13 protein-coding genes and 1 pseudogene are annotated in these 18,651 nt (G+C 65.1%); 5 read left to right on the forward strand and 9 right to left on the reverse strand.

The window, feature by feature from the left end; translation table 11 throughout:
* Positions 1 to 65: 65 nt before the first annotated feature.
* Together P4U43_RS18025 and P4U43_RS12645 are read right to left on the reverse strand one after the other, a co-directional pair.
* Entirely contained in the window at positions 66 to 365 is a 300-nt protein-coding gene (locus P4U43_RS18025; RefSeq protein WP_318533031.1) for an HNH endonuclease, read from the reverse strand.
* Positions 266 to 1,792: a DUF222 domain-containing protein gene (locus P4U43_RS12645; protein WP_277359058.1), complete on the reverse strand. Its 1,527-nt coding sequence runs from the start codon at positions 1,790 to 1,792 to the stop codon at positions 266 to 268. The genes P4U43_RS18025 and P4U43_RS12645 overlap by 100 nt, the downstream gene beginning before the upstream one ends.
* Positions 1,793 to 1,978: 186 nt before the next feature.
* Between P4U43_RS12645 and P4U43_RS12650 the strand changes: the two genes are divergently transcribed.
* Positions 1,979 to 3,391 carry a DUF1461 domain-containing protein gene (locus P4U43_RS12650; RefSeq protein WP_318533028.1) on the forward strand — a complete coding sequence of 471 codons (1,413 nt, stop codon included), beginning with the start codon at positions 1,979 to 1,981 and terminating at the stop codon, positions 3,389 to 3,391.
* A 125-nt stretch (positions 3,392 to 3,516) separates the two neighbouring features.
* Here the strand turns inward: P4U43_RS12650 and P4U43_RS12655 are convergent, their stop codons facing one another.
* Both P4U43_RS12655 and P4U43_RS12660 read right to left on the reverse strand, forming a co-directional pair.
* The gene (locus tag P4U43_RS12655) at positions 3,517 to 5,340 is read right to left on the reverse strand and encodes an AMP-dependent synthetase/ligase (RefSeq protein WP_277359059.1); all 1,824 of its coding nucleotides are present in this window, start codon (positions 5,338 to 5,340) and stop codon (positions 3,517 to 3,519) included.
* A 75-nt stretch (positions 5,341 to 5,415) separates the two neighbouring features.
* A complete protein-coding gene (locus tag P4U43_RS12660; protein WP_404800737.1) occupies positions 5,416 to 7,041 on the reverse strand; it encodes a dolichyl-phosphate-mannose--protein mannosyltransferase in 1,626 nt (541 codons plus the stop codon).
* Between the two features lie 146 nt (positions 7,042 to 7,187).
* On the opposite strand from P4U43_RS12660, the gene rsmI reads away from it, so the two are divergent.
* Both rsmI and P4U43_RS12670 read left to right on the forward strand, forming a co-directional pair.
* Positions 7,188 to 8,033: a 16S rRNA (cytidine(1402)-2'-O)-methyltransferase gene (rsmI, locus tag P4U43_RS12665; protein ID WP_277359076.1), complete on the forward strand. Its 846-nt coding sequence runs from the start codon at positions 7,188 to 7,190 to the stop codon at positions 8,031 to 8,033.
* 158 nt (positions 8,034 to 8,191) lie between these two features.
* Positions 8,192 to 9,673, forward strand: coding sequence for an NAD-dependent succinate-semialdehyde dehydrogenase (locus P4U43_RS12670; RefSeq protein WP_277359060.1), 1,482 nt, complete (start codon positions 8,192 to 8,194; stop codon positions 9,671 to 9,673).
* Between the two features lie 144 nt (positions 9,674 to 9,817).
* Here P4U43_RS12670 and P4U43_RS12675 read toward each other — a convergent pair whose 3' ends face one another.
* Genes P4U43_RS12675 through P4U43_RS12685 form a run of 3 tightly spaced genes read right to left on the reverse strand, consistent with a single transcriptional unit; the run spans position 9,818 to position 14,737 of the window.
* On the reverse strand, positions 9,818 to 12,199 hold the full coding sequence (locus P4U43_RS12675; RefSeq protein WP_277359061.1) for a transglutaminase family protein: 2,382 nt from the start codon (positions 12,197 to 12,199) through the stop codon (positions 9,818 to 9,820).
* Positions 12,196 to 13,674 carry a DUF58 domain-containing protein gene (locus P4U43_RS12680; protein ID WP_277359062.1) on the reverse strand — a complete coding sequence of 493 codons (1,479 nt, stop codon included), beginning with the start codon at positions 13,672 to 13,674 and terminating at the stop codon, positions 12,196 to 12,198. Before P4U43_RS12680 ends, P4U43_RS12675 begins: the two co-directional genes overlap by 4 nt.
* Before the next feature lie 4 nt (positions 13,675 to 13,678).
* A complete protein-coding gene (locus tag P4U43_RS12685) occupies positions 13,679 to 14,737 on the reverse strand; it encodes an AAA family ATPase (RefSeq protein WP_277359063.1) in 1,059 nt (352 codons plus the stop codon).
* A 200-nt stretch (positions 14,738 to 14,937) separates the two neighbouring features.
* Between P4U43_RS12685 and P4U43_RS12690 the strand changes: the two genes are divergently transcribed.
* Together P4U43_RS12690 and P4U43_RS12695 are read left to right on the forward strand one after the other, a co-directional pair.
* Complete coding sequence (locus P4U43_RS12690; RefSeq protein ID WP_318533029.1) at positions 14,938 to 15,882, forward strand: TatD family hydrolase; 945 nt, start codon at positions 14,938 to 14,940, stop codon at positions 15,880 to 15,882.
* 155 nt (positions 15,883 to 16,037) lie between these two features.
* Positions 16,038 to 17,642: a peptide chain release factor 3 gene (locus tag P4U43_RS12695; protein WP_277359064.1), complete on the forward strand. Its 1,605-nt coding sequence runs from the start codon at positions 16,038 to 16,040 to the stop codon at positions 17,640 to 17,642.
* A 48-nt stretch (positions 17,643 to 17,690) separates the two neighbouring features.
* Here the strand turns inward: P4U43_RS12695 and P4U43_RS18085 are convergent.
* Together P4U43_RS18085 and P4U43_RS12705 are read right to left on the reverse strand one after the other, a co-directional pair.
* A pseudogene (locus tag P4U43_RS18085) lies at positions 17,691 to 18,191 on the reverse strand (RES family NAD+ phosphorylase); the annotation flags it as partial.
* A complete protein-coding gene (locus P4U43_RS12705) occupies positions 18,122 to 18,619 on the reverse strand; it encodes a helix-turn-helix domain-containing protein (RefSeq protein WP_277359065.1) in 498 nt (165 codons plus the stop codon). The pseudogene P4U43_RS18085 and the gene P4U43_RS12705, both read right to left, overlap by 70 nt.
* Positions 18,620 to 18,651: the final 32 nt, after the last annotated feature.

Genomic DNA, 18,651 nt, shown 5'->3' on the forward strand with positions numbered 1-18,651 from the left:
GACCGCGCCGTGCGTGCCGCCCCGACCGCGCCGTGCCGTGCCGGTTCCCCGCACCCCGGCGGGTGCTAAAAGGGTGGTGGTCTGGTGGTGTAGGTTTTGCCCGCTGGTGAGATGGCGATGATGGTCCCCGGTTCGGGCTGCGTGTAGTCCCAATGCTCGTGTGTCTTGAACATGTGGTGTTTGGCGCACAGGCAGGAAAGGTTGTCGTGGTCCGTGCGCCCGCCCTTTTGCCAAGGGACGGTGTGATCGATCTCCGTGGCCTTTGCTATCCGGTTGCAGCCGGGATGTCTGCAGGTCTTGTCCCGGGCTCGGACCCAGTCCTGGAGGTGTTTCGGTGGCCGATAGGAGGCCCGGCCGATGGACAGCGCCGCCCCGGTTTCGGGTGCGTCAGGATCCGGGTGAATGAGGGTGCGTGTCCTGCGAGACGTGCTGCCGTCTCTGCATCGATCGGGCCGTAGCCTTCCAGGACGGCGTAGCCGGGCTGGCTTCGCCTCGCACCGGAACCGATGTTGGTATCACCGTCTGGCAGACCGTAACCGCCCGGGGTGCCATGTTCGTGTGCGTTCCCGCCGTCCAGCGGGTTCCAGCCACCATCCGCTACGCCCTCTTTCTCAGCATTCCCGGCTTCTGCGTCAGCCATGAAGCCTAGCGATCCGCCATCTGCTCCTCGTCCACCACCGCCCCCTGGCGTCTGGTCCAGCAGGGTGAGGGCGGGCACGGTGATGTGGACAGTTGCCCCGATGCCACGGAACCCGGTGCCCGTGCTGATGTCTCCGGAACAGGTGTGGGTGAGCAGATCGGTGAAGACATCGGCCCGGAGCTGGGAGAGAGTGCGCCCCTCGTCCGGTGCCTGGAGTCCGCGGGCTCCGGCGTCGAGCCGGTTGTAAATTCCACACGCCTGTTCCGCCGGTAGGTAGGCGCTCAGCCATGCCATCCCGTCGGTACCAGGCTCGACGATCACCCGCCGTTCGGCAGCGGAACGGGCTTTGCGGACCGGTGCAGCTTCGGGGTGCAGGATCTCTCGCAGTCCACGGGCTCGCCGAGTCAGCTTCGCGACCGTGGACTGCTCAGCCACCTCGACAAGGTCCTGCTCAAACCGGACCGCCGAATCAACTGGGACACCGACGCATTCCTCCACGATCGTGGTCGCGTGCCGCCATGACATCCTGCCCGCTTCCATGCTGGTCAGCGTGCGCTCATGGTGGTTGACCAGCAAGCGGCTCTGCGCCACGAGATTTTTGGCAGACCCGGACGGCATTCGCAGCTGTGCGCCGACTTCTTCGGCTGCGAGCGACAACACAAACTCGTCCTGATCGGCTTGCGCCTGAGCGCTGCCCCGCACCTCGTTGGCCGGTTGCACTTCGCGTTCGTACAGCTCACGGATGCGGTCCACTAGCCGGGCCTTTTGCGCATCGGCCCAGCACTGCAGCTGGTTCAACCGTTCCAGCGTGTCCACTGCGTCGGTCAGCGATTCCAACGCCCTCATAGGGGACAGCTCAACAACACCCCACGGACCCGATGGTGCGGGTTCGTCTGTTCCTTCCCATATCTGGCCTTCGAACGCCCCGCTGAACGGAACGTCGGTCCAATCCTGAGGTTCAGTCCAGGAAGGCTCCTTCTGGGAGAAGCCTGTGCGGCTGGAATCGGGGTCCGATGGTCCTGACCAGGAGGCGCCGTCGCCAGCGGAGCCTACACGGGAGGCGCCCTCGGAAGCGGAGCCTACACGGGAGGCACCGGCAGTGCTGGCAGCATTACTACCAGCACCTGGCGTGAACTCCTCGGAAAACCTCATGAGCCCACTCCATCACCCCCCACTGACAAAACCGGATCGTCCGAGCAGCCCTCAATTATGCCCACAGCGAACGCCCATGGAATGCGGACAGGAATGCCGAGGGAGGCCCTGCGGCGTGGCCGACATCAGCGCTGTCAGTCCACGCGGGTACTGTCTTAAGTAGGAATTCCATGCAAGGAGATAGTCGTGGCTGACAGAGCTGAGAACGAGAATCAGAGCGGAACTGCAGGGAGCGAGCGCCGCGCAGCACTGCGCTCGGACCAGCCCGGCGGTGGTTCAACCCGCGTTCGCGAGAGCGGCTTCCCCATGCGGAAGGCCAGTACCCTCCCCGACGTTTCGGCTTACACGCGGGCTTCCCAGAGCGGGACCGAAAACAAGAACGGGACCGAGGCCGAGGCCAAGGTCGAAGCCGAGACCGAAGACAAGAACGAGACCGACACTTCCGTTACTCCGGCCGCGGTTGGAACCCACGTTTCAACAACGTCGCCTGGAAGCGGTGATTCTCATGGAGTTGCTGAACCCGAAATCACATCGACCGGACAAGAAAATCCCATCACCATCGGGTCCGGCTACGGGGGAGGGGTCTACTCGCCACCGGACCACCCCACAGCCGATCCGTCATCGCCCGCGACACAACAAATCGCCGCAATCCCGGTGGGAAGAACCTCAGGCGGGTCCACCGGTGCAGCAACTGCCGAGGACGCAACCCGCGACGACACAACCAGAGACGCAACCCGCGACGACACAACCAGAGACGCAACCCGCGACGACACAACCAGAGACGCAACCAACGACGACGCCGCCCCTGACACCTCATCGCTCGCCATCCGACCTCCCGAAGAGGAGGTCAACCGGCGGGCAAATCAGCGTGATGAGGCCGCTGCCGCCAAACCGTTGCTGCCCCGCATCCTGCAGGTCGCAGTCGCCCTGTTCTTTCCGATCATCCTTCTCGCCGCTGCGGTTCGGGCTGTCACCACCCCGCTGTTCCTCTGGGTCGAATACCACCGCCCGGGCTTCCCGGCCGACAGCTACGGATTCAGCACGGAAGATCGGATGACCTATGGCTCGTACGCCATGGACTACATCCTCAACTGGGCTCCCGCCCGCTACCTGGGCGACCTCGTCAACACCGACGGCGACCAACTATTCCTCGACAGCGAAGTCGGCCACATGGCTGACGTGAAGGGCGTCCTGTCGACCGGCTTCGTCGTCGCAACCGTTCTCGCCATCCTCACGATCATTGCGTGCATCTATCTGGCACGCCGTTACCCCGGCGGCATCCGTCGCGGCCTGTTCGCAGGGGCCGTCGCAACGCTCGTTCTCGCAATAGCCCTCGCCGTTGCCGGGATTCTGGCCTGGGAAACCTTCTTCACACAGGTTCACGCACTCCTGTTCGCCGACGGCACCTGGACCTTCAGCCTCGACGACACCCTCATCCGACTTTTCCCAGCCCAGTTCTGGATCGACGCCGCGGCAACCGTTGGCGCCATCGTACTGATCGGTGCTGTACTGACCCTCGTCCTCACCTGGCCCACGAAAGCCCGCCGGGAAAAGTCCGCCGACGCCTACGCAGCACGGCGGGCCAACAACGGCATCTAAAGCACGACGACGACGGCAAGACCCGACGACGGCAAGACCCGACGACGGCAGCACGACGACAGGACGCGGCGGGGCCCGCACAACGCGAGTGCGCCGGCAAGACTCAATCAGCCGGTAAGACTGAATCAGGAGTAGAGCTTCTCCACAGCCTCTCGGTAGCCGGTCAACACTGCCGCTTTCTTCAGTTTCAGGGTGGGCGTGAGGTAGCCGGAATCGACGGTGAATTCGGTATCGAGAATGTCGAACTTCCGGATCTGTTCGGCACGTGACACCAGTTCGTTTGCAGCATCGACAGCCGTCTGCAGTTCCGCTCGCAAGGCAGCAGACGACAAAACCCCACCCGACGACCCTGCCGACGACGCCCCACTAGCATCGGCCCCGTTCGCATTCACCCAGTTATCCAAAGCATCGCCATCGAGCGTCACCAGAGCAGCCACAAACGGCCGGTTGTCGCCCACAACCAGTGCGTGCGCCACCAGCGGGTGTTCCCGGAGTTTCTCCTCCAGCGGCGCCGGCGCAACGTTCTTCCCGCCGGCCGTCACCAGAAGGTCCTTCTTTCGGCCGGTGATCCGCAGGAAACCGTCCTCGTCCAGTGATCCAAGGTCACCGGTACGGAAGAACCCGTCCTCAGTGAATGACTCTTCATTGGCGACATCATTGTTGTGATACCCCTTGAACACCCCGACGCCGTTGACTTGTATCTCGCCCTCGTCATCGACACGGATGGTGGTCCCGGGCATCGGAATGCCCACAGAACCGACCCGCGTCAACGACACCGTGTTCGCTGTACAGGGAGCCGTACTTTCGGTCAGACCGTAGCCCTCCAACACGTTGATCCCGGCACCACGGAAGAAGTGCGTGAGATGCTCGCTGAGCGGCGAAGCGCCCGACACCGTATGCACCACCTCACCACCGAAAACTCCCCGCAGCTTTGGGTACAGCACCCGGTCAAACAGGGCATGACGGGCCCGCAACAGCAGCGACGGACCGTTTCCACCCCGCGCCGCAGCATCCAGGGCCTTCGAGTACGCAACCGCAGTGGCATCCGCCGCACGGAAAATCCTGCCCTTCCCGGCAGCCTCAGCCTTCTGCGAAGCGGTGCTGTAGATCTTCTCGAAGATGCGCGGCACCACCAACAGGAACGTTGGCTTGTACGCAGCGAGATCGTCAAGCAGTTCGGCGGCGTTGGACGTGTGGCCAAGCTTCACCCCGGCACCAAGACAGACCAGCTGAACCGCACGCGCCAGCACATGGGCCAACGGCAGGAACATCAGGGTCCGCGCATTTTCCTGCTTGAGCAGCTCCGGCAGGAACTCGATGGTGTTCACAGCAAACAGTGCAAAGTTGCCGTGCGTGATCTCGCACCCCTTGGGATGCCCGGTAGTACCCGACGTGTACACCAGCGACGCCACATCCTCGAGCACCCGGCTGCTCCGCGCAGACTCGAGCACCTCGTCGCTGACGGACTGCCCGTCAGACGCCAACGATGCAAAGGAGGCAGCGCCGTCGTCGTAATTCATCAGCACGAGCTGCGCTTCCGGCGCAGCCTGGCGCACCACCGCCGCTTTCTCCTCGTTCTCAACGAGCACGACGACGGCAGCAGAGTCCTTCAGAATGAAACTCACCTGGTGCGCCGAGGAGGTCTCGTAAATGGGAACGGTGACGGCTCCGGCAAACCAGATGGCAAGATCAGCGAGGGTCCATTCATAGCGGGTCTTCGACATGACCGCCACCGAATCACCCGGTTGAACGCCGCGCGCCAGAAGTCCCTTTGCAAGCGCACGCACCTGTTCCAGGAAGGAGTCGGCACTGACGTCCTTCCAGATGCCATCCGTCTTCACCGCATACAGCGGAGCCTTCGGAGCGCGTTTGTGCTGGGTGATGAGGAGGTCGGTGACGTTGGACTCGGCCGGCAGATCGACCATGAGTTCGGTGGAGGATTCCCGCATGACGTGCAACTCGCTTTCCCTCGGTGGTGACTGGCGAACGGAGAACTGACGCCTGGACTGACAATCTATGCCGCGTCAGATCCAGCTCGGCATCCACATCCGCAGACGCCACTGGTTGTAGGGGATGGTTTCAGCCGTCCAGATGGGCAGGAAGAACGCGGATACCAGCACTGCGAGCACAACGAATCCCCCCACGAGCAGAATACCGTTCCGGCGCCGCCACGGCGGATCGCTGGCACGGCCCAGAATCAGCCCCAGCACATAGACCAGTGCCAGGACGAGGAACGGCTCAAACACGATCGCATAGAAGAAAAACATGGTGCGGTCCGGAAACAGGAACCACGGTAGATACCCGGCAGCGACACCGGCGAGGATGGCACCTGCCCGCCAGTCGCGCCGGCCAACCCAAAATAAGAGCACCACCAGCAGCGACAGCGCAGCGCCCCACCAGATCAGCGGGTTGCCCACCACACTGACGGCCTGCGAACAGTCGGACGCACCACACGTCAACCCGTCCGACTGGTAATGAAAGGACGTCGGCCGCCCCATCACCAGCCACGACCACGCCGTTGCCTCATACGGATGCTCAGAACTGAGCCCCTCATGGAATGTGTACGCGCTGCGGTGGTACTCGGCCAGCGAGCGCAGGGGAGGGGGAACCCAATCCCACAGCGGGTCGGGATTGTCCGCCGCCCACTGCCGGTCATACGCATCGGCGGAGAGGAACCAGCCGGTCCACGTTGCCAGATAGGTCAGCAGCGCTACCGGCACAATTGAGACAAACGCCTGCAGACCATCACGGACGACGGCGCCACGCACCCAACGCCGAACCCCCACCGTGCGCCTGGCGGCCATATCCCACAGCACGGTCATCAGGCCGAACACCGCAATGTACGGCAGCGCCGACCACTTGGTACCCAGCGCCAACCCGAGCGCCACACCAGCGGCAATCCGCCACGGACGCAATCCCAGCCACGGCCCGTACAGCAACTGCTCCCGCGTGGGTTGGCCACGCTCACGCGCCAGAGAGGCCATCAGCACCGCCAACCGGCGCCGCGCCCAGTTCCGGTCAAGCACCAGCAGCGCAAACGCAACCAGTACCCAGAACATGAGGAAAACATCCAGCAGGGACGTCCGTGAATGGACCAGATGATGCCCGTCGACCGCCAACAGCAACCCGGCAATACCGCCCAACACCACCGACCCGAATAACCGCTGCGCCACCAGAGCCAGGACGAGGATGGACAGCGTACCGACCACCGCCGCCGTAAACCGCCAGCCAAATGGATTGGACGGCCCGAACAGCAACATGCCGAACGCGATCATCCACTTGCCGACCGGCGGATGCACCACATAATCCGCCGTCTCCAGGATTACCCCGGGATTGCCGGCGTTGAAGGACTCATCCGCCTCCTCCGGCCACTCGCGCTCATACCCGGACTGCAGGTAGGAGTAGGCGTCTTTGACGTAGTAGGTCTCGTCAAAGACCAGAGTGCCGGGCTCACCCAGCCGGACAAACCGCAGCACGCCACCGATCAGCGCCACCACCACTGGAATCAGCCAGCCCCACACGCCGAACGGAAGCTGCTCACCCAGCAGACGGCGCCGCAGCACCGGCTCGGAAAACGCCGTGGGCGCCGAAACGACCCACTGCCGCCCAGACCCCTCGGGGACGGCTGCGGCAGTGGTGGTTTGGCTCACGGAATCATCGTACCGAGCGGCTCTGACAGTTCCGGGACAGCTAGGCTGAACCAGTGACAGAACCTACGGACAAGACGGAACATTCCGACGACGACGCCCCGCTCCTTCCGGAAAACCTCACCTCCGAGGACCCGGGCTCCCGGACGCTGATCCCCGGAAACGGCAGCATTGTCCTGGCTGCCACACCGATCGGAAATATGGGCGACGCCACGTTCCGGCTGGTGTCGCTCCTTGAATCCGCCGATGTCATCGCCGCCGAAGACACCCGGCGCCTGCAGCGGCTCATCCGTTCCCTCGAGGTGAGCCCACGCGGCAGGACCCTGAGCTACCACGAGCACAACGAAGCCTCACGAACCCCCGAACTGCTGGACCTCGTTGACGCCGGTGCAACCCTCCTGCTCGTGACCGACGCCGGTATGCCCTCCGTCTCCGACCCCGGTTTCCGCCTCGTCGAAGCCGCCGCCGAACGGAACATCACGGTCACCGTTGCCCCCGGACCCTCCGCCGTCCTCACGGCACTCGCCCTCTCCGGCCTCCCCACCGACCGCTTCTGCTTCGAGGGGTTCCTGCCCCGCAAGACCGGCGAACGCGCCGCCCGCCTTGCCGACCTGCGCACCGAACGCCGCACCATGGTGTTCTTTGAAGCGCCCCACCGGCTCGAAGCGATGATCCGCGCACTGCACTCCGAATTCGGCGCGGACCGGCAGGCGTGCGTTACACGCGAACTCACCAAACGCTATGAAGAGGTGATCCGCGGACCGCTGCAGCACTTGCTCGAGTGGGTGGAAGGCAACGAGATCCGGGGGGAGATCGCCGTCGTCGTCGGCGGTGCACCGGAAGATGCGCCGACCGAACCGGAAGACCACGTCCATGCCGTCAACGAGCTGATGAGCCAGGGGCTTCGGCTCAAGGATGCCGTTGCCGCCGTTGCCGAAGACCGGCGGGTCAGCAAGCGGGAGCTGTATGCCGCGGTGGTGGCCGCGAGGACGTAACCTTCAACGGGAGGCGAGCTGCTGTGCAGTACAACAGCAGATCCGGGACTACGTGGTGCAGGTTTGTATGGACAGGGCCCAAAACGCAGGGCTAGCGTGAAGGCCAAGATGCAAGAACGGCTCCTGCACACACCATCGTCGATCGTAAAGGCTTCCGGATGACTATCACCGCCCAGCGCGAACAAGAACTTCTGTCCTCGGTCCCCACCGGCCTGCTGATCGGCGGCCAGTGGCGTGACGCCTCGAACGGCAAGACGTTCGACGTCGAGGACCCGGCCACCGGCAAGACGCTCCTCACCATTGCGGACGCGAGTCCCGAAGACGGCAAGGCCGCACTGGATGCCGCCGTCGAGGCACAGGACAGCTGGGCCAGAACGGCGCCGCGCGAGCGAGGCGAGATCCTGCGCCGCGCCTTCGAACTCGTCACCGAACGCGCCGACGACTTCGCACTCCTCATGACCCTGGAAATGGGCAAACCCCTCGCCGAAGCCCGCGGTGAAGTGACCTACGGTGCCGAGTTCCTCCGCTGGTTCTCCGAGGAAGCCGTCCGCATGTCCGGCCGCTACTCCACAGCCCCGGACGGCAAGTCCCGCATCCTGGTCAACAAAAAGCCCGTGGGCCCGTGCCTGCTCATCACACCGTGGAACTTCCCGCTGGCCATGGCAACGCGCAAGATCGCGCCCGCAGTCGCTGCCGGCTGCACCATGGTGCTGAAGCCCGCGAACCTGACTCCGCTGACGTCGTCGTTGTTTGCCAAGGTCCTCGAAGAGGCCGGCCTGCCCGCCGGTGTGCTTAACATCGTCCACACCTCTGACGCCGGCGGCGTTACCGGACCCCTCATCAAGGACAGCCGCCTGCGCAAGCTCTCCTTCACCGGTTCGACGCCGGTTGGCCGCCGATTGCTGGCCGACGCCTCCGAGAACGTCCTGCGCACCTCGATGGAACTCGGCGGAAACGCACCGTTCCTGGTCTTTGAGGATGCTGACCTGGACAAGGCAGTCGAGGGCGCCATGGCCGCCAAGCTGCGCAATATGGGCGAGGCGTGCACCGCGGCCAACCGGTTCATTGTGCACGAGTCCGTCTCCGCCGACTTCGCCGACAGGCTCGCCGCCCGCATGAAGGACGTCACCCCGGGCCGGGGCACCGAGGACAGTTCGAAGCTTGGCCCGCTGATCGACGGCAAGAGCCGCGACAACGTGCACTCCCTGGTGCAGGACGCGGTCGACGACGGCGCACAGGTCCTCTCCGGCGGCTCACCCATAGATGGTCCCGGTTACTTCTACCCGGCGACGGTGCTCGCGGATGTGCAGTCCGGCTCCCGCATCCTGCAGGAGGAGATTTTCGGTCCGGTGGCCCCGATCATCACCTTCTCCACCGAAGACGACGCCGTTCGGCTGGCCAACAATACCGAGTACGGACTCGTGGCGTACGTTTTCACCCGCGACCTGAACCGTGGGCTTCGGATGGGCGAGCGGTTGGACACCGGCATGCTCGGCCTCAACGCGGGCGTCATCTCCAACGCAGCGGCTCCGTTCGGCGGCGTGAAGCAGTCGGGCCTGGGACGTGAAGGCGGCTACGAGGGCATCGAGGAATACCTCTACACGCAGTACGTGGGCATCGCGGACCCGACCGCGAGCTGAACCCCGCGGGCTAAGCCGCTACGGTTTCCGGTTCAGGCCCGGCCCGGATTCCCCACCTTCTGGCCTGTGAAGCCGCAGAACGACGGCGTGTCACCCCCGACACGCCGTCGGTGCGTTCAGAAGGTGGGCAGGACGGCCCGCGACTCAGCGCGAAGCGGCAGCAGCAGCAACAACCTCTTCGCTCCGCTGCGCCCCGAACGGCTGCGACAGCGAGCGGGGCCAGAACCGGGCCCGCAGCCGTGCCGCAGGAGCCGCAGATTCATGCAGGGCGTCGGTGACGGCCTGCACGTCATCCCAACTGTTCGCCGTCCGTGGCTGCGCACCGGAGACGGCAAACTCCGCATACTCCTCTTCCTCATAGGCGCGCCGCAGCCGGGCCAGCGCTGCCGCCGGCGCTTCATCGAACCCGGCCCGCAACCGTTGCTCGAACGTCCGCGGTGTGTCGGTGGGCAGGGGAGGGACTCCGTAATCGGCGGCCAGCTCCACAGTTTCCGCCCACGCCACTGTTGCTGACCCCACTCCTTCGGTGTTGGCAGTGACAGAACGACGACGGCGCCGGGTCCGCATCCGCCGCAAGGCCATCGGCGTCAACGCCAGCAGCACGAGCACTCCACCGAGGATCACCCCGAGAGCGGAACTGCGCTCGGCACTCTCCCGCACCGCCTGCGGCGACTCCTCCTCCAAAGCCTGCGGGGACGGAGTCGCAGTGGACGGCGTCCCCGGCAGAGCGTTCGGGTTCAGGTTGCCTTCGTTCGGTACGGGACCGGTAGGCACCACGGTCGAGAACGCGTACTCGGGCACCGAACCGCGGGACGGAGTGGGCTCAAACCGCACCCAGCCGACACCCTCGAAATACAGCTCCGGCCAGGCATGCGCATCCTTGGAGTTGACCGAAAACTCGACAAACCGTTCGTCGTTGGGTCCACGCGAAACGTCGCCGGTGGGCGTTCCGGGCGAGTACCCCACGGCCACCCGGCTCGGAATCCCCGCCTGCCGGGCCATCACTGCCATGGTTCCGGCATAGTGCACGCAGTACCCGGATTTCGACTCGAGGAAACGCGCCATTACATCCAGGCTGTTGCCGTCATACCCGCCGTCCACCGGCGCATCCACCGAGTACACAAAGGACGGTCCGCGCAGGAACTGCTGGATGGCGATCGCCTGGTCATACGGGTTGCTGATGCCATCCACTACCGCTGCCGTGGTCTCACCGATGATGCCGGGCACGGAATCGGGAAGGGCGAGGAACTGCTCGGGCACGGACTCGGGATCAGCCGGCGGGATGGCCTGGAGCCGCTCGCGAGTCAGCACCGGCTCGGCACTGCGGATCAGGTATTCCTGCTGCGCCGTTGAGCCGCCGTCAATTGCAAGGATGCTGAGGTTCGCCGGATCATAGGCCCACCGCCCATTGAGGCCCTCGACGGACACCGGGGCATACGGCGCCAACAGCCACGGGCTGGTGAAGCTGTCCGTACTGACCCGCGTGAGCGTGGTCGCCGCAAAAGGCTGGTTCTCGGAGAACAGTTCGTCCACACCGGCCACCCGCTGGCCCAGACGCTGATCAGGCTCCCACCGCTGACCGCTGAAATCCTCCAGCGTGACCGACCTCAGATACAGCGGGTCGTCCGACGTAGTGGAGTACTCGATCCGCCCGAACCCATTGGGATTGCGCAGGTCATTGCCGAGCGTGACAATCGGATTCAGCCCCGTCGCCGCACCCCACAGGTTCACCCGCGCACCCTGCGGAAACGCCCCCGAGTTGAAGCCGGGAATGGCCAGCGGAAGCACGACGGCGATGCCCAGTGCCAGCGCCCCGATTGTCAGTCCCCGGGTCAGGTGGGCGCCGGACAACTCGCCCGACGACGCCGATTCCCACCGCGATTCACGCCAGTGCGCACAGCCCAGGAGCAGCAGGAACCCTGCCACCGCAGCAATGAACGCCGGCACGCCAACGCTGTTGATACGTACGACGGCGGGAACCACCAGCACTGCCAGCAGCGCCAGTCCGGCGGTGGCCGGCATACGCAACGATGTGGCGAGGGTGTCCACGAGGACGGCAATGAGCCCCATGCCGGCACAGACCACCAGGAAGAGCCCGGCCGTTGGTAACACCGGCGCCACCTGGGACACCACGGTGTTCTCGGCGTGTCCCAGCAGGATGGTCAGCCGGCCAACGAACCCGTCACCCGGAAAAAAGCCAAAGGTGCTCTGTGACGGGAAGAACTGCCAGATCAACGAACCCGCCAGGGCAAGGATGCCCACCAGGGGAGCGAAATAGGAGGGAAGACGCGAAACACGGGTCAGCGCCATGAAGAACAGCACCGTTCCCACCGTCACCAGGACGGGCGTGAACCAGGTCCAGCCGAAGATCACCCCGGACAGGCTCATGGACGTCAGCATCACAGCCCCGAACGACGCCGCCGTAACCAGCAGGTGCCAATGGCTCCGACGGGTAGCGGCCGGCCGGTTCGGAAGAACACGTTGTGCCTGACCGTCGGCTGGAGGCCGGAAGAGAGTAGCGGTCATGAGGAAGCTCCTGAGCGGAGAGTAGTTTTCGCTGTGGAGGAGGTCACGGTGGCGGGCGGTGTGTCCAGATGCGCCCAGGCGGTAGCGACGGACGCGTTCGGCGTCACAGCCACCACGTGCCAGCCGGCACTGCGGAGGATGTCCATGACCAAGTGGAGGTCCCGTGGGCGCTCGCTGACCAGGATGGCGAGGGACTGCGAGCCGTACTCGGCTGCCTGCCCCAGATCACGCGCCTCATCCTCGGTAATTGCACCGAGCAGGGCAATCAGCGGCCCCCGGTTCTTCAGCCCCGCAAGCTTGTCCAGCATCGGATCGCCAAACGGCACAGCGACGGACCGCGCAGCAACCGACCGCGCAGAAACAGACCGGGCCGAAACAGATCTCGCAGCAACCGACCGGTCAGCAACCGACCGCCGCTTCTGCGACGACGTGGACCGCTTCGCAGGATCCGGCAACAGCTCCAGCGCGGCCAACCCCTGCGCGATTCCATGCAGCCCGGCTGGCCCGGAGAACTCCTCATCTCCGGGCCACGGCGCTGACACCGATCGCTGCAGAGCCGGCGCACCCGTCTCGTCGACAAACCGCAGCGCGTAGCTGCGCTCGAGCAGGTGCGCTGAAATGGAGACAGCAGCAACCACCGCCCACTCGAACGTGGGTGAGGACAGCATGCTGGAATCGGTGTCCGGATCCCCACCGAACGCAGACAGGAAACCGGACCCGTAACTGGCCTGCCGCTGATCGAGGATAAGGGTGGCCTCGGGCGTGGTGACGGATTCTTCCTGCCGCACCATGAGTTCGTTGTGCCGGGCCGTCGCCGCCCAGTGCACCCGGCGCATGGGATCGCCGTGGCGGTATTCGCGGGTCATGACGTCGTCGTCGCTGGGGTTGGCGTTCCGGCGGGTCACGGCATTGCCGTCCGTCCCACGGACACCGGTCAGCGGAGAATGGGGCAGATCGAGCGGGCTCGGCGTGACCACCAGCCGGTCGGTTCCACCGAGGGTGTGGCGGGAGATGCCCAGACCAAAGGGGTCGGTGAAGCCGGCGGTGACAGGGCCGACGTCGTACACTCCACGCGCTGCCGAGCGCAGCCGGTACTCATACAGGCTCACACCGCTGGGTGTGGGGTGGCGGGCGGGGAAGTGGAATTCGGGGGCGTCGCCGAAGCGCTGCGGCAGTTGCTCGCGCATGACCACCGAACCGCCCAAAGGTCCGTCGGAGGCAACTGACAGCGTCACCGTGGTGGTGAATCCCGTTTCCATGCTCTGCGGTGCAAAGGTCCGGTGCACGGTGAACCGCGGCTTGACGAGGTGAAGCACCAGCACGGACGCCAGGGGCAGGAGAACCAGGAGGATGCCCAAGTACAGCAGGTCCCGCCGGCCGAGGAACTGGGCAAAGAGGAGCGACAGCACACCGGCCGCAGCCAGGCCCCAACCGCGGGCCGTCAGGACCCGGGGCAGCCGCTCGACCAGGGACATGGTCCTAGCCGTTTCGGGAGGAGGCGCTCGCAGCGTCACGTGCCACCGGCACGCGGGCGAGGATGCCGGCAATGATTGACGACGGCGTCTCACCGGAGCTGAGTGCCTTGCGGTCCAGGATGAGCCGGTGTGCCAGAACGGCTTCGGCGACGGCAGCGACGTCGTCGGGCAGAACGAAGTCCCGGCCCTCCAGTGCTGCACCGGCCTTCGCCGCCCGCAGCAGCTGCAGCAGGCCGCGCGGACTGGCGCCGAGGCGGAGCTGGGCGTGTTGGCGGGTGGCATGGCCAATCCCGACCGTGTATTCCTTCACCGCGGGGGAGACGTACACCTGCCGGACCTGGCGGATCATCGCCGCAACATCCTCAACACCGGCAACCGGCTGGATGGAACGCAACGGCGAGACGGACTGGTGGGTCTCCAGCATGTCCATCTCAGAGCTCATGTCCGGGTAGCCCATGGAGATGCGGGCCATGAAGCGATCGCGCTGGGCTTCGGGCAGGGGATAGGTGCCCTCCATTTCGATCGGGTTCTGCGTGGCGATGACCATGAACGGCTCGGCCAGCCGGTGGGTGGAGCCATCCACCGTGACCTGGTGTTCCTCCATGCATTCGAGCAGGGAGGACTGCGTCTTGGCGGACGCGCGGTTGATCTCATCCCCGATCACGATGTTCGCGAACACCGGCCCACGCCGGAACTCGAACCGGTGGGAATCCTGGTTGTAGATGGATACGCCGGTCACGTCCGAGGGCAGCAGGTCCGGCGTGAACTGGATGCGGTTGACGCTGCAGTCGATGGTCCGTGCCAGAGTCTTGGCCAGCATGGTCTTGCCGACGCCCGGCACGTCCTCCAGCAGCAGATGCCCCTCGGCGAGCAGCACGGTCAAAGCCAACCGGGCGGCGTCGGGCTTGCCGTCAATCACGGTGTTGATGGACTGCAGGATGCGCGTGCTGGTGTCGTGGAACGTCTCGCCCGTCATCGGCGGGCGGGCGGCCTCCGCACTTGTTCCTGTGGAAGCGCTGGGCGCCGTGCCGTTCGGAGTGGCGTACTGGTTGTGGGCGTCCATCGATACCTTCCGTCAGACGCTGCCGGGAACGTAGGCACCACCTCGGTGTGGAGATACGTCAGTGAAACACGCGCGGGGCAACGGTTGCTAACTAGCTCAAGACTACTAGGACAACTGGGGTTCGTGGCGGAAAGTTCCTTTGATCAGGAGGAAGCACCGGAGCTCCGCTGGGTTTTGCATGGAAAGTCTAGGGTTGGACCATGTGCACCAGTTCGATCCCCGTTCAGTACCGCCCTGTTGAGACGCCTGTTGAGACCTCAGCGGAAGATTCTTCCAGCAGGTCACGTGCTCCCGAGGCCGGCGGCCGCAGCCGGAAACTCGACTATCCACCGGCACCGGAGCCGCTTCCGTTCCCGGTGATGGACAACCACACGCACCTTGATTTCCGTGACGGGCAGGTTGCCGTCAGCGCGACGGACGCCATGGACGCGGCGGAGGCCGTCGGCGTCGGTTTCGCGGTGCAGGTGGGCACGGATGTGGAGTCCTCCCGTTTCACCGTTGACGCCGTTGACCGTGATTCCCGCCTGCTGGGCGCCGTGGCGATCCACCCCAATGAAGCACCCGTCCTTGCAGAGGCGGGCACGCTTGAGGATGCGCTCGCCGAGATCGAACACCTCGCGCAGCATCCCCGCATCCGGGCGATCGGCGAGACCGGACTGGACTACTTCCGCACCGGTGAGGACGGCCGCGAACGGCAGGAGTACTCCTTCCGCCGGCACCTGGACATTGCCCGCCGGCTTGACCTCGCCCTGCAGATTCATGACCGGGACGCGCACGACGACGTCGTGAAGGTCCTGCGCTCGGAGGAACCTCCCGCGCGGGTCGTCTTCCACTGCTTCTCCGGCGACGCCGACCTGGCGCGGATCTGCAATGACAACGGCTGGTTCATGTCCTTTTCCGGCACGGTCACCTTCAAGAACTCCCGCGGTTTGCGGGACGCGCTGGACGTGGCGGATCCCTCGCTGATCCTGACCGAAACCGATGCGCCGTTCCTCACTCCGCATCCGTTCCGGGGCCAGCCGAACGCTAGCTACGCCGTTGCCTACACGGTGCGGTTCATGGCCGAACATCTGGGGACCGACCTCGAGGAGCTGTGCCGGACCATCAACGCGAACACCCGCCGCGCGTACGGTGAGTGGGAGTGAGATCCCAAACCCATCGATGATGTCGATGCCCGCCGAACGCGAGATGATGGTTGAGAACCTTCTTCGCACGGGCACGTCCATTGCACGGCCGAAGAAGCACTAAGTCGAGTTATTTCGGGGTCTGTTGGAGTCCTCAGAGGTAGAAAGAGGAACCCATGACAAACACATCCACCCTCTCGGAGGCGATACGCCCTGCCACCATCGCTGAGCAGGCGCGCAGGCGGCGGACCTTCGCTGTCATCTCCCACCCGGATGCGGGAAAATCCACGCTGACCGAAGCGCTGGCCCTGTACGCGAGCGCCATCCAGGACGCCGGGGTCACCCACGGCAAGTCCAGCCGACACGGCACGGTCTCGGACTGGATGGGCATGGAGCGCGAGCGCGGCATCTCCATCAGCTCGGCGGCACTTCAGCTCGAGTATCGCGATACCGTGCTGAACCTGGTGGACACTCCCGGCCACGCTGATTTCTCCGAGGATACGTACCGGGTGCTGGCCGCAGTCGATTGCGCCGTGATGCTGATCGACGCCGCCAAGGGCTTCGAGCCGCAGACCGTGAAGCTGCTCGAAGTCTGCAAGCAGCGTGGGCTTCCCATTGTGACGGTGGTTAACAAGTGGGACCGGCCCGGCCTGGACGCGCTGGGGCTGATTGACCAGATCGGCGAGCGCACCGACATGGTTCCGGTTCCGCTGACCTGGCCCGCAGGCATTGCTGGCGAATTTGAGGGACTGCTCGACGTGCGCACCGCCAGCTCGATCGCACTGGAAGCAGTCGAGGGAGGCGCACAGCCGGCACGGGAAACAACCATCGATCCCGCCGACCTCGATCCCCACGCCGCACAGGTGTGGGACGTCGCAAGCGAAGAGTTGGGCCTGGTGGCGTCCTCCAACGGAGACTTCGACGCTGAAGCGTTTGCCGCAGCTCAGCAGACTCCGGTCCTGTTCGCTGCGGCCGCCCGGAACTTCGGCGTACGCCAGCTGGTGGACCTGCTGGTGGACCTGGGGTCAGCACCAACGCCCCGGGTTACAGCGGATGGTGCCCACCGCCCCCTGGAAGCGGGGTTTTCCGGCTTCGTGTTCAAGGTCCAGGCCGGCGCCAACACCGCCCACCGTGACCACATCGCCTATCTCAGAATCTGCTCCGGCGTGTTCGAGCGGGGGATGGTCATCACCAATTCCCGGACCGGCAGGCCATTCGCCACGAAGTATGCGCACCGCGTTCTGGGGCGGGAGCGTGAAGCAGTGGAGCATGCCTGGCCGGGAGACGTCGTCGGGCTGGTGAACGCGACGAGCCTCCGGGTAGGGGACAGCCTCTACCAGGACGAGCCGGTGACCTTCCCGGAGATCCCGCACTTCTCGCCCGAACTGTTTGTCACCGTGCGCGCCAAAGACCCCGGACGGTACAAACAGTTCCGGCGCGGCATTGAGCAGCTCGATCATGAGGGCGTCATCCAGGTGCTGCGCTCTGAGCTGCGCGGTGACCAGGCACCGGTGCTGGCCGCCGTCGGGCAACTGCAGTTCGAGGTGGCAGAACAGCGCATGCGTACCGAGTTCAACGCGCCGGTTGCCCTGGAGCAGCTGTCCTATACCCTGGCCCGCCGCATCCCGGCTGCACCGAGTTCCCTTCCCGACTCCTTCCGGGGCGGGGAGATCCTCCGGCGGTCGGACGGCGAATGCATCGCCATCTTCGGTGACCGGTGGAAACTGGGCCACTTCGCCGATGCCTTCCCCGATGTCACACTTGAGCTGATTGGGGCTTAGCTGAGCCGAGGGAGCCAGCACGCCGTCGAGATCCGGCCATGCCGCGTGGATGGCCCGAGCCCAGGCACGGGTGCGCCCCTTCTCCTGAAGGGCAACCTGTGCGGAGGCGCCGGCGCATGTCAGCCACGGGCCGGTGAGGTCGGCCAAGCTCACATCGACTGCGGTGCGGATTGCCGTGACATAGGGGGCGTGCCGATCGACATCGACGAAGCGGGTGAGTTGGAATACCTCGCCGAGGCAGGTGTCCACACTTTCGCCCAGATACGCGGCGCCGAGAGGTGCGTGATCCTGAGCGGGCTCGGGATGCGGGTCCCAGCGTGAGCTGCGTACGGGCCCCCACGTGCGAAGGCCATTCCACGCTGTGGGGTGTGGGGAGCTTGTGAAGTGGACTCTCCAGAGCACCGACCCTTGACTGAGCAGGTGGGTGTCACAGCCGATGCGGCGAAGTTCGGCAACACTTGGCGGGTACTGACCCGGCATTAGCGCCCGGCCGCCAGGTCCTCCGCCAGTCCGACCACATGATCGACTGATCCGCCTCCGAGAAGCCATTCACGGGGGGACACGGCTGCGCCGTCCAGCATTAGGTCTGGTTGGGGTGTGGTGAAGAACCCGGCCACAGATTGCGGATGCATATCTTCCGGCAGGACTGCCAGTACCCGGCCAATGGACGGCAGCGCCGCATGGTTGGTGAACTGCCAGAGCGGAAACCGCAGCCTGCCACCCATGGTGAAGGCGTGCAGCTTCTTCTCACGCCGATAGTGCCGAACCGTGGATGCGTCGACCTGGAGGCGCTGCGCCACCTCCTCGGCTGTCAGAGCATCAGCCTCAAGGCGCACCTGCGCAACGACATTCCCGACCGATGCCTCCGCTGATGCCGTACGGTTCGCAATTCCCGAGTGCCTCTCCCAGAAGGCCCTGTCGTGGGCGGGTAGATCGACCGTTGCCGCGGGGCGCTGCATCAGTTCAAGGGCGGCCACCAAATCTTCTTCACTGAAGGACGGCCAACAGG

The sequence above is a fragment of the Arthrobacter vasquezii genome (assembly GCF_029455255.1).
Lineage (GTDB): Bacteria > Actinomycetota > Actinomycetes > Actinomycetales > Micrococcaceae > Arthrobacter_D > Arthrobacter_D parietis.